This is a genomic window from Lyngbya aestuarii BL J (assembly GCF_000478195.2).
Classification (GTDB): domain Bacteria; phylum Cyanobacteriota; class Cyanobacteriia; order Cyanobacteriales; family Microcoleaceae; genus Capilliphycus; species Capilliphycus aestuarii.
In genome coordinates, this window is record NZ_AUZM01000117.1 from 1 (window position 1) to 12,994 (window position 12,994).

Consider the following 12,994-nt stretch of genomic DNA (forward strand, 5'->3'; position numbering starts at 1 on the left):
AACTCCATTATCATCTACGCTATAAGTGCCTTCGCCGGGAATTTCCCGTGTAGTTTCTTGTTCGGGTGTATCAGGGTTGAGATCTACTGTTGTCGGGTCAATATTCCCCTCTGAGTCGGTATCGTTTTCGAGAACATTCAGGCTAACGGGTTCACCTTCTGTTGTGACGCCTTGATCGGGAACGGTTGTGGGGGGAACGTTTGCAGGGGGATTAACTGTAATATTAATCGGTGCGGGTTCTGAAGGTTGACCTTCTTCATCCTCTACGGTGTAGTTAATAGTGGAGTCTCCGGTAAATCCGGGTACGGGTTCAAAGGTAACAACTCCATTATCATCTACGCTATAAGTGCCTTCGCCTGGAATTTCCCGTGTAGTTTCTTGTGCGGGTGTATCAGGGTTGAGATCTACTGTTGTCGGGTCAATATTCCCCTCTGAGTCGGTATCGTTTTCGAGAACATTCAGGCTAACGGGTTCACCTTCGGTTGTGACGCCTTGATCGGGAACGGTTGTGGGGGGAACGTTTGCAGGGGGAACGTTTGCAGAGGGTTCTACAGTCACGCTAACGGTTGCTGTATCGCTGTTTTCCCCATCACTGACGGTATAGGTAAATTCGTCTTCTCCTGAGAAATCATCAGCAGGGGTATAGACTAACTGACCATTATCAATCCTCACCGTACCGCCATTGTCCGTGTCTTGTTGGATATCGGCAATTGTTAATGGATCGCCTTCGGGGTCGGTATCATTTTCAAGAACATTCAGGGTAACAGGGGTTTCAAAAGCAGTTGTACCCGTATCATCGACTGCATTGGGCGCAAAGTTTGCCGGGGGTTCAACAAGAACACTAATTTCTGTCGGTTCGGAGGTGTTCCCTGCGTTATCTTGTACGGTGTAGTTGATCGTTGAGGTGTTGTCGCTAAACTCAGCTTCAGGATCGAAGGTAACAACGCCTGTATCATCTACAGTGTAAGTTCCTTGTCCTGGAATTGTGCGAGTCGTTTGTAGTCCGGGAGTATCGGGGTTGAGGTCTACGGTTGTCGGGTCAATATTCCCGACGGGATCGGTATCGTTGTCGAGAATATTGAGGCTGACGTCGGTATCTGCGGGTGTGTCTGTGGTGTCCGGTTCAGTAACGGGCGGGGTATCTTCGGTGTTATCGATGATCGTCCCAATTCCTTCGCGATCGATGACGAAGCCTCGACTGGGGTCAGAAAGCGTCACCCGAAACTGTTCGTTCTCTTCTATGAGATTATCAGCTAATGTCTCAACATTAACCGTAACTTCAGTCTCCCCGGCAGGAATGGTCAAGGAGCCTTCTGTGATTGGTATATAATCCTCTCCGGCTGTTGCTGTCGGCTGATCGGGATCTAAAGGATTTAAATCGGTATCACTGGTGCTGTAGTTAACGGTGAGGGGTGTCTCGAGGGGAGAAGGAATATTAACGGTGAATTGAGCTTGTTCTCCTTCGGTAACGGTGACATCGTTAATATTAATGAAAATCCGACCATAAACGACTCCACCTGCAATCAGGTCTAATCCTCCTCCAGCACCTACGTCTGGTCGTTCCGGTGTATTGGTTGGAAAGCTTTCAAAGTCTACTAAATTGGTCGTCTCGTCCACATCGGGTGCAAACAAGGCATATCCATTAAATTCTTCACTGGCTTCGATACCGAGATCTTCAAAACTGATATAAATTCCACCAATATTTTGACCATCAACGTTGATTCTTCGTTGAAGTTGTTCTTCGGGATAGTTATCTGAACGTAAAACTGATGTATTGAGTGTAATAGATTCATCAACACCCCATTCATCGGCTCCAATTTCTATTAAATCACCAAACTCAGTCGGGAGACCTTGATTATCAACATCTAATATCGGCGCAATTTTAAACGCATCGTTTCCGTCTCGCTCTAAAATGAGAAAACCAACCTCGTTTAAGTTTTCTTGGGGGGCTTGCAAACCATCTGTGGAGATATAGTCCACCCGCTCGATATTGTTGACATTTTGATCGTCTAGGGTTGTCTGATTGGCAAAAATATTGTCTGTACCGAGATTGATAATATCATCAAACAAGGCGATTTCCATCAGACTATCATCGGGGTCTTCTGAAATAGTCAAAGGAAAAGGAGATCGAAGGTTGAGTTCTTCACTCGTTTGGCTTTCCCGTTCAAACCACAGCAGTTGTCGTCTACCTTGAACATTGTCATTATCATTTCGCCTTAACTCAAAGTCGTTGAGAACATCACCGGCGAGAAACTGATCTTGTCCCGAGGTAAAACTGGTTACTTCCAGAAGATTGCCGTCCCCTTCTTGGAAGTTGTATTCTATTTCTGTGCCTTCGGGAACAGTGGTTCTAATATCGGGAGCGATATAGGTAACATCACCTACGTCATCGTCTGGTAATCTTCTCTCAACTGTTAGATTTTCAATGGGTATGGGGAAAGCAAAGCGGTAATTTTCTCGGACTTCTAAGGTCAGAGGAGATGAGACTTCAAATTTGTCGGTTTTGACTTCTAAATTCCAATCTCCACCTAAACCTGAATAACCTGTTTTATTGGCAGAAGCGGCAATTTTAGCACCTGTGAGTTGGTGGAGTTTGTCTATAAATTCAATCCCTGCATCTCCTGCGGCGACGTTACACCCATACAGCATTAAGGTGTCTACAGACCAGGTTTGGAGTGAGTTGGCGTAGAGGTTGAGAGTGTCGAGGCTAAGTTGAGTATTACCCAGTTGTAAACAGCCGGGTGAACCGTGAGAAATCAGATGAACTTCTGAGAGATTGGTATATTTTTGCAGGGTTTGAGTGATTTGTTGGACTCCATCTTTTGTAGAGTCGAGCAGAATGATTGTTGTGCTGGGGATAACGCCTTTTAGTAGCTTTTCTACGTCTTCTACTTGGGTGTCGATAATGACAAGTTGAGTCATTTTGATTGAATTTTGAGAAAATTCCGGTTTTTTCATAACGTTCTGAGAATTGGTAGTAGAGGGGAAAGTTTGGGTATGTGTCGGAGTAGAAAACATCATCATTAATTTGATAAAAAAACTACATTCAAGATCATCCTCGCGCCGATAAAAATCGGATGATTCAGGTCTGATATTCTAGAAATGGGTTGGGGATTTTAATTAGGGATTGGTCGAATCAATCTAATTTAAAAAGGCTAGGGTTTACCGTTAAAAGCTTGGGTTTTAATTGATTACATTGGAACCCAAATTGAGCGACTAAAATTTTTAGTCATAGAAAAACTCAAGTCCTGTTAGACAAGATTGAGAAACTTAGCTTTGCTAAAGTTTGCAGATTGAGGGTAGGTTGTACAAAATTTGTTGATATAGATGGGAAATAATTTGACCGGGATAGAAGCTTTTTTAACTCTCCTAATCCTTTTTAAACCTTTTTGTGGCTTAAAACTTCTATCTTGAGGTTGATAAATTGACCATTCTCACAATTGTCTTTTTGTAATGGAATGTATTGCTTGTCTTCCACAATACAGCTTCAGGTTTGCCGAAAAACTCTGATGTATTACAACTCAAACCATCAATTTGCATGATACGACCCTAATGACCATTCGGCTTCAGACGATTTTCACTAATTTTCTCAGTGTAATCACTTAATAGGTATAGCTGCTGCTTGTCCATCTCGGTGTTTCCTTTTATGACAATTTATTAACTGTCATTTTTTTCCTTGACAAAATTAAGCTTTTATATATTATAAACTTTCCAACTTTTGATCTATCTAAATGTAGAGAATAAACGGTATATCGTCTAAATTGATGATAGCTTTTATACTGATAGATAGATGACAGTTTGCAATATTTTGTTAACTTTTTCCGATTCTGATTAAATCGAGATCAATCTCTAAAACTTGAGAGGATTGAGAAATAACTTGATCATTATCCCTACCTAAAGAGTTAGGGTACGACATACCGCACCCTATCAAAGTCTCAGCCCGATCACTGAATTGACCTAGCTACTGCGCTTTCACCAACTCCACAAGCAACCGCTTAAACGTCAACCGTTCATTTTCAACCTCTACAAAAATGGTATCCCCATCATTGAATTCCCCGCGCAAAATTCCCTTAGCAATCTGGGTTTCTAACTCTCGCTGAATCGCCCGTTTTAACGGACGCGCACCATACACCGGATCAAACCCGACTTCTGCCAAAAATTCAACAGCAGCATCCGTCAGTTTCAATGACATCTTCCGTTCGGCTAACCGTTCGACCAAATGTTGAATCTGTAGCTGAACAATTTTTTGGAGTTGTTGACGTTGCAGCGCATGAAAGATAATAATCTCATCAATCCGATTGAGAAACTCTGGCCGGAAACTCGCCCGCATCGTCTCCATGACTCGACCTTGCATTTCTTCGTAGCGTGAATCATCTCCGGCAATATCGAGAATATACTGAGATCCGATATTACTGGTCATAATAATCACACTATTTTTAAAATCAACGGTGTGACCTTGGGCATCGGTAACGCGACCATCATCGAGAATTTGCAACATCACATTAAAGACATCGGGATGCGCTTTCTCAATTTCGTCAAACAAAATCACCGCATAGGGACGACGACGAATAGCTTCAGTGAGTTGACCCCCTTCATCATACCCCACATATCCCGGAGGCGCCCCAATTAACCGAGAAACGGCGTGTTTTTCCATGTACTCGGACATATCAATCCGCACCATTGCTTCTTCGGTATCAAACAGATAAGCCGCTAATGCCTTGGCGAGTTCGGTTTTCCCGACACCCGTCGGCCCGAGGAAGATGAAACTGGCGACCGGACGCTTGGGATCTCCTAACCCGGCCCGCGATCGCTGAATTGCCTCTGCAACGGCTGTTACGGCTTCTTCTTGTCCAACTACTCGCTGATGAAGTTCCGAGTCGAGGTTGAGTAGTTTTTCTTTTTCTGACTCAACTAATTTACTAATCGGAATTCCCGTCCATTTAGAAATAATTTCAGCGATATCGGCTTCAGTCACTTCTTCTCGCAGTAGGGTTTTTCCACTGGTTTGAGTGGTGTCCAGTTTGGTTTCTGCGACTTGTAGCTGTTTTTGCAACTCGGATAATTTACCATATTTCAACTCAGCCGCCCGGTTGAGATCATAATTGCGTTCGGCTTGTTGGACTTCAATACTCACGCGATCAATTTCTTCTTTAATCGACTGAATATTAGTAATCACATTTTTTTCTGCATCCCATTGAGCGTTTAGGGCGTGTTGTTCTTCTTTGAGATCGGCGAGATCTTTTTCGATTTTTTCTAATCGTTCAATTGATGCCGGATCGCTTTCTTTTTGCAATGATAACCGTTCCATTTCCAGTTGGAGAATTTTACGGTCAATTTCATCGAGTTCTTCCGGTTTGGAAGTTATCTCCATTTTTAATTTGGCGGCGGCTTCATCCACTAAGTCAATGGCTTTATCGGGTAAGAAGCGATCGCTAATATACCGAGTCGAAAGGGTGGCAGCAGCAACTAATGAACTATCGGATATTTTGACTCCATGATGGACTTCGTAGCGCTCTTTTAAACCGCGTAAAATGGAGATGGTATCAACAACGTTGGGCTGGTCAATATAAACCTGTTGAAAGCGGCGTTCTAAAGCGGCATCTTTTTCGATATATTTGCGATATTCATCTAAAGTAGTCGCCCCAATACAACGCAATTCTCCTCGGGCTAACATGGGTTTGAGTAAGTTACCCGCATCCATTGCACCTTGAGTTGCACCCGCCCCGACAACGGTGTGAATTTCATCAATAAAAAGGATTATTTTACCTTCTGATTCGGTGACTTCTTTGAGGACTGCTTTGAGACGTTCTTCAAATTCGCCTCGGAATTTTGCCCCGGCAATTAAGGCTCCGAGATCTAATGCTATCAGTTTACGATCTTTGAGAGATTGGGGTATATCTCCGGCAACAATTCGCTGGGCGAGTCCTTCTGCGATCGCTGTTTTTCCGACTCCAGGTTCTCCAATTAATACGGGATTATTTTTAGTTCGACGACTTAAAATTTGAATGGTACGACGAATTTCATCATCTCGCCCAATTACGGGATCGAGTTTTCCTTGACGAGCGGCTTCGGTAAGATCTCGCCCATATTTTTCGAGTGATTGATATTTTCCTTCGGGGTTTTGATCGGTCACTTTTTGGTTTCCTCGGACTTGAGTAATCGTTTTTTTGAGCTTGGCTTCATCTAGTTTAAATTCTTGATAGAGGGATTTACCAAAGCGATCATCTTTGGTGTAGGCTAAGAGTAAGTGTTCGATAGAAATATATTCATCACTATACTCTTTGCGATAGGCTTCAGCGTTATCAAGTAAGAGGTCTAAACTCCGACCTAAATAGATATTGGTGCTGCTTCCTTTTACTTGGGGTTGACGATTAATGAAAGTATCAACTCGTTCTCGCAACGCCGAAATATCGACGCCTGCTTTTGTAAATAGGCTGCTTGCGAGTCCTGTTTGTTCGAGTAAGGATTTCATTAAATGTTCGCTTTCAAGCTGTTGTTGTTGAGCTTGTTTGGCGAGATCTGGAGTTTGGGCTAAAGCTTCCCAAGATTTTTCTGTAAATTTACTCGGATCTGTAGGTTGCATTGATTTTATCCTCCCTGTTTTGAATATATAGAGTAAATTGTTAAGAATGTTCGCCTATAACGCTAAAATTTATGGAACTGAATATTCACGGTTTCCAGAATAGATGAACGACTGATCTAGAAATCTAACAGATGATTTTTAGAAGTGAACTTCAGTGCGAAGATCCTCAATTCAATTCCCCAATGTCTAACTTCGATTTGAGAGTGAATATCTCTAAGAGAAATTGTCAATAAGTTTATACCCGTGACGACTATTAAACTGTAGCTTACCTTGAATTAACATTCTGTACAATCTTCCTCCCCTGTTAGGTACGGATAGCCGCAGTCGTCTATGGAGGGTAAAATATTGGAACAATTTGTCTAATCATCCCAGGATAGTGTTAGTCCTGTAGAGTTTACATTTTGACATGAACTGGAAGCCAAACGATAAAGGTTGAACCTTTTCCGACCTGACTTTCAACTGTAATTCCACCGCCGAGAATTTCACATAAGCGCTGACTAATGGCAAGTCCTAACCCGGTTCCACCAAAGCGTTTAGTTGTCGAAGCATCAGCTTGAGTAAAGGCTTTAAATATGAGTTTTTGTTGTTCGTCACTCATTCCAATTCCAGTATCGATGACTTTGAAGATCAGATATTGCTGCATTTGATTTCTGCCAAAACGACTTCCTGAAGACAAACTTCTTCGCGTTGAGGAGGGTTTAGATTTAACTCGTTTGACAACAATTGTAATCACACCATCCTGAGTGAATTTACAGGCATTACTGAGTAAGTTGAGAAGAATTTGTCTGACTTTCGGGAGATCAGCATACATCTGACCAATCTCATTTTTAACTTCTACTTTAACGGCATTTCTATTTTTCTCGGCGAGGGGTTTTGTGGTTGTGATCACATCTTCAAGTAACTGTTTTTCGACCGAAAAATCTTCTAAATAAAGGGTGACATGACCCGCTTCAATTTTGGAAATGTCGAGAATATCACTGATCATATCTCGTAGATGTCTTCCGGCTGTTTGAATTTTTTCTAAGTCAGGAAGAAAGTCGTGACAGCCGAGATCATCGGCGTCATCATGTAACATTTCACTATAGCCGATGATCGCGTTGAGAGGGGTGCGAAGTTCGTGACTCATATTTGCTAAAAAGACACTTTTAGAACGGTTAGCAGATTCGGCTAAAACTTTTGCTTTTTCCAGTTCCTCGGTGTATTCTGCGACTCTTTGAATCAGATGATTTAAAGCGTAGGTGAGTTCTCCGATTTCATCGTCTGTGGTGACAGGAATTTGGATGGCAAAATCTGATTCTTCACCGACTTGATTTGCCACTTTGATCATTGTTGCGATCGGATACGCAATTACCCAACTAATATAAACAGCTAAGACTAAGCCGAGAAACGCGGAGATTAATAGACTAAATAAGAGGATTTGGTTGCCTAAAATTTCGGCTTTTTCACTAGCTTTTAATCCTTGAGATACCCGATTTCCTAGACTGACGGTGAGGGCAATTGATTCGTCTGATAAATCATATAAATTTTGAGCTTCCGGACTACGGCTAAATTGATTTAAAGCGTTTTGCAGAGATTGTTGGGTTTGGGGAGCACTTCTTCCCTTTTCTATAGTTTGCAAAATCTGTTCTAAATTTTGAGCGTATGCTTGAAGATTTTCGGTATATTGTTGAGATAGATTTTGAATTTTTAGATAGTCATTTTGAACTTCTGTATTTTGGGTTTTGGGAACAAACTTGAGTTGTTGAAGTTGACGGTTAATTTCAAAAATACCCGAACGGATGTCTGAAATATCTTCAGAAATAGATGAAGTTTGAGTAATTAAACCCACTAATTCTTCTTGGTTTGATTTGAGTTCAAAGACATTATTATTGATCCGAGTTAAAACTTGTGCTTTTTCTTGGTCGATTGGAAACTGTTCTTTGAGTTTTCCTTTGTAGTATCCTTCGACGACAAAGCTTGTGATTGCACCCAACATGGCAATTCCAATCACAAGAGCATAGCCCAAGCCAATTTTCTGCCGAATACCCAGACGATTGAATAACGACAGTTTTAGCCCCACTGGAGTCGGGCTATTAGCAGAAGAGTTGTGAGTGGGTGAGCTTACAGACATCCGTGAGGTTGCAATCAGCTTGGAAGAATTAGATCAATTTTAAATCAGTTGAGACAGATATACCGAAGATAGAGACAATTTTACGCTCAGATCGGAAGAAATACACAATCCTCTGTTAGAGACTGAGTTCACCCGGATGATGGAAAAGATATCGGTATGGGAATTGTGTCAATCCTAGCAAGTCTGATCGACCGAAGACAAATTTTAGCAAATGTTTGCTTTGATTGCTCGAACGAATAGGGTAGACTATGGTTAATTCCGTCAATTCCCTTTTTATATTATGGGACTGTTTGATCAAATTGTTGGTGCATTGAGTGATCCAAACCGTGAGGCAAGTAATTCTCAGCTCAATGACATTTTAAGTACCGTACAGCAGCTTACGAATAATCAGAGCGTTTCCTCGGAGACGACTCAAACGGCTTTATCGGTTTTAGGGGGCTATGTACGTTCGGCGTTGCAACAAAAGCGGACGAATCAAGGAAATGAGTCGGTGCAAGCTTTTGTGAATCAGTATAGCGGTACGGGTACAAACCCTCAAGCGGTGACTTCGCTGTTTTCGACCCAACAACAGGTTCAAGTTGCAGAAGCGATTTCTAGCCGTACAGGAATTGATGCAGGTACGATTCAAAGTTTACTACCGGCTTTAATTCCTTTGGTGTTGAATCTCTTGAAAACAGGGACTTCGACTGAAAATCCTCAACAGGGTTCAAATTCGGTACTCAATCGCTTTTTGGATGCCGATCAAGATGGGGATGTCGATGTTGCTGATGCCATGCGGTTAGCAGGACAATTTTTGCAAAATCGTTAAACCCAAGATTATCTTAGCAGTATAGGGAAAATGAAATCGTTTTCCCTCAGTTTTTGAGATTGAGTAGAGATGGAAATGGTGATTGAATGGTTACAGCTTAAAGTTCCTCAAGAAAAATGGGAAGCTTTTCTCAAGCGAGATGAAGAAGTCTGGACACAAGGACTCCAACAATATCCGGGTTTTATCGGAAAAGAAACTTGGATTGATCCGCAAAAAGAAGAAATTGTCTTGGTGATTCGGTGGGAAACTCGTCAACAGTGGAAATCTATTCCTCAAGAAGAAATTGATGCCTTAGATCAGCGTATGGGAGATTTAAGAATGCCGATCGTTAAAAGTTATGAATACCAAGTCCGAAAATTTCTTCATTAACGGTGAGATTAATCTTAACTGAATTTGGAGATTAAAGCTAAAATAAAATTAACACTTAAAAACCCGACTCCGATAATTAGGATAACAAATGTCGTTACACTCAAAAGGGGTCGGATTTGATCAACAAAACGACGATTCTCAGGTTTCATTTTTGAAATTCAACTCTGCTAAACAACATTTAAACCGATGTCCACGTCTATTATAAAGACTTTCGTCCAGTTATTTTCATTCAAGTTGATATTTTAACGTTCCGTATCAATTTCAAGCCTAGACATCCTCCACCCATTAAACTAGGGTAGAGACAACTTCTTTTTCAAGATCGACCTGAGTGCCTTCTGTCCTTCACCTATTGAGATCAAGATAATGTTTCCTGAACTCTCTCACCGCGATCAACGCCGATCGCATCAAATTCCAAATCCGGCTATGGCTTCATTCAATTCTAATTCCTCAGGTGCAGTTGTGCAGAAACTTAAACAACGACACTGGTTAGAACTGGCAGAATATGTTTCTCTACTCAGTTCGGCGGTGGGTTCGGTGGTCGTTGCTCTATCGGGTCAAGCCTTTTACGGGGTAGCCCCTTTAACGGTCGCCCTTTCACTGAATGTTGCCAATCGTTACCGAGTCGAACACCAAGTTCAACGGTCTCAGCAGGATGTTGTAGAAATGCAGCAGTCAATCAATAAGCTAGAAAGCAATGCAGTTCGGGCAATTTGGCTGATTCAACAACAACTGACCCGTGAGATTGCCACCCTGAGAGAGAAACAAGAACAACTCCCTGAGCAAGACTCTCTCGAAACCGCTTATCGTTCCAAGCAGGTTGCTATTCTGACTGAAAATGTTTCTTCTATGCAGGATAACATTTCGGCTGCCCTAGAAGAAATGCGGCAACAAATGCGTCAAGAAATTGTCACGACTCAGCAGCATTTGCAGGGTGTAAATGGGCAAGTCAATGAAATTCAACAAGCGATCGCCACATTGCAAAAAGGACAACCCATTCCCCCTTATAAACCCGATGTTGATCTCGGACAAATTCAAGCCCAAGTTAATCAACTTTCTCAAGAACATCAAGAGATTATCAAGCCTCATCTCAAGCGTTTGATTATCGCGATTAAGCAACTGCAAACTACACAAACTAGACCCGTACCTCGACCGCCTAAGCCCCTCTCAAGAGAACATATTCAATAAAGTTTAACTCCAAAAATCTTTTAACTCAAACCGGGGGAAATATCAGGACTTGAAACTGAAGTTCAAATCAATATTTGTCAACTGAAGCTCTTGGCATTGAGCATCAAACTGACTTATTCTGGATATAAAATTAAGATATTCTTTTGAGTTCATGCCGTTTCGTCAACTTGCTGAGGGATTCTGGTTATCTCTGTTAATTTTAACGGGAAATCCATTACTCAGTCTTGCTCAAATTCCTCAACCGATTAACCCTCCTGAACCCTTTCCTACACCTGTTCCGATTCCTCAGCCTTCTCCTCCCCCACCTTTAGAGGTCGAACCGTCTCCAAGGATTCCTCCTGTTCCAGAAGATCTCCCTGGTATTCCAGATACTATCACGATTGAACGGTTTGAATTCATTGGCAATACTGCTTATACTGATCAGGAATTAGCGGAAATTACGGCGGAATTTGTCGGTCGTCCGATTACGTTTGCTGAACTTTTACAAGCAGAAGCGGCGGTGACTCAATTTTATACGGAGTCGGGTTTTGTCAATTCTGGGGCGATTCTTCCTGCGGGTCAAAATTTGACGGATGGGGTGATTACGCTACAAATTATTGAGGGGAGTTTAGAAGAAATTAATGTGACCGGAACAGGACGTTTAAGACCCAGTTATGTTCGCAGTCGGATCAGAGTCGCCACAAAAACCCCTTTAAATGTTAACCGTTTATTGACTGCTTTACAACTCCTACAACTTGATCCCTTAATTGAAAATATTTCGGCGGAATTGGCTGCGGGTTCTCGTCCTGAACTGAGTGTTTTAACGGTAACAGTTATGACCGCAGATACCTTTAGTTTACAACTAATTGCTGATAATGGTCGGATTCCGAGTGTGGGAAGTTTTCGTCGAGGTTTGAGTGTTACAGAAGCTAATTTATTGGGATTTGGCGATCGCATTAATACTGCTTATACGAATACCGATGGTAGCGATCGCTATGATATCAACTACACTTTTCCAATTAATGCCCGCAATGGTACAATTCGTTTTGATTATTATGGCACAGATTCGGAAGTTATTGAAGAACCATTTGATCGCCTGAATATCACCGGAGATTCTGATCGCTTTGGGTTAACGATTCGTCAACCGATTTATCAAACTCCGACTCAAGATATTGCGGTGGGATTAACCCTTTCTCGGGAAAATAGCCAAACCACTATTTTAGGAGAAGAAGAACCTCTTTCTGTGGGTGCTGAAGAAGATGGAAGCACCAAAATTTCGGCAATTCGTGTGTTTCAAGAATACACTCGAAGAACTTCAAGATCGGTTTTGGCTGGGCGATCACAGTTTAGTTTAGGTGTGGGTGCATTTGATGCGACAATTAATAATGAACCGCCCGATAGTCGATTTTTTACTTGGCGAGGTCAAGGTCAATATGTGCGATTATTAGCGCCCGATCTGTTGTTGGTGGTGCGATCAGATATACAATTATCGACTAGAGCGTTGGTGCCGTTAGAACAGTTTCCTTTAGGGGGTTATCAGAGTGTGCGAGGCTATCGTCAGGATGTTTTATTAACGGATAATGGTGTGTTTTTCTCTGCTGAAGCTTTGTTTCCAGTCGCTCGTTTTGGCGAAGGAAATGTATTGCAAATTGTGCCGTTTTTTGATTTGGGTCGAGGCTGGAATGTTGAGGAAGAAGATAGCCAAGAAAATGATACGATTGCCGGGATTGGATTGGGTTTACAATTGCGTTTAGGAGAACGGTTTAACGCTCGAATTGATTATGGAATTCCGTTCAATGAAGTTGATGATCGAGACGAAAATTCTTTACAAGAAGCCGGGGTTTATTTCTCAATTACTTATACGCCGTTTTAATTGAATGAAGGCAGAATAATTTAGGCAAAAGGCAGAAGGTATAGCGCGAAGCGCTCTCGCAATAGGCAACAGCTCATCTGGCAAAAG

General features: G+C 42.0%; 7 protein-coding genes. 4 read left to right on the forward strand and 3 right to left on the reverse strand.

The features are described from left to right. From M595_RS26010 to M595_RS26020, 3 genes are all read right to left on the reverse strand, one after another. Window positions 1–2,922, reverse strand: a 2,922-nt coding sequence (locus tag M595_RS26010; protein WP_203419154.1) for a DUF4347 domain-containing protein, incomplete at its 3' end; no start/stop codon positions are given. Between the two features lie 1,039 nt (window positions 2,923–3,961). Next, window positions 3,962–6,583: an ATP-dependent chaperone ClpB gene (clpB, locus tag M595_RS26015; protein ID WP_023069574.1), complete on the reverse strand. Its 2,622-nt coding sequence runs from the start codon at window positions 6,581–6,583 to the stop codon at window positions 3,962–3,964. Between the two features lie 394 nt (window positions 6,584–6,977). Next, window positions 6,978–8,693, reverse strand: coding sequence for a HAMP domain-containing sensor histidine kinase (locus M595_RS26020; RefSeq protein WP_023069575.1), 1,716 nt, complete (start codon window positions 8,691–8,693; stop codon window positions 6,978–6,980). A 280-nt stretch (window positions 8,694–8,973) separates the two neighbouring features. Here M595_RS26020 and M595_RS26025 point away from each other — a divergent pair, with 280 nt between their 5' ends. The 4 genes from M595_RS26025 to M595_RS26040 all read left to right on the forward strand — a co-directional run bounded on the left by M595_RS26025 (window position 8,974) and on the right by M595_RS26040 (window position 12,907). Continuing rightward, complete coding sequence (locus M595_RS26025; RefSeq protein WP_023069570.1) at window positions 8,974–9,501, forward strand: DUF937 domain-containing protein; 528 nt, start codon at window positions 8,974–8,976, stop codon at window positions 9,499–9,501. Window positions 9,502–9,570: 69 nt separating this feature from the next. Next, on the forward strand, window positions 9,571–9,870 hold the full coding sequence (locus M595_RS26030) for a TIGR03792 family protein (protein WP_238987144.1): 300 nt from the start codon (window positions 9,571–9,573) through the stop codon (window positions 9,868–9,870). A gap of 363 nt (window positions 9,871–10,233) precedes the next feature. Continuing rightward, window positions 10,234–11,055, forward strand: coding sequence for a hypothetical protein (locus M595_RS26035; protein WP_023069576.1), 822 nt, complete (start codon window positions 10,234–10,236; stop codon window positions 11,053–11,055). A gap of 151 nt (window positions 11,056–11,206) precedes the next feature. Further along, window positions 11,207–12,907 carry a ShlB/FhaC/HecB family hemolysin secretion/activation protein gene (locus tag M595_RS26040; RefSeq protein ID WP_023069572.1) on the forward strand — a complete coding sequence of 567 codons (1,701 nt, stop codon included), beginning with the start codon at window positions 11,207–11,209 and terminating at the stop codon, window positions 12,905–12,907. Window positions 12,908–12,994 lie beyond the last annotated feature (87 nt).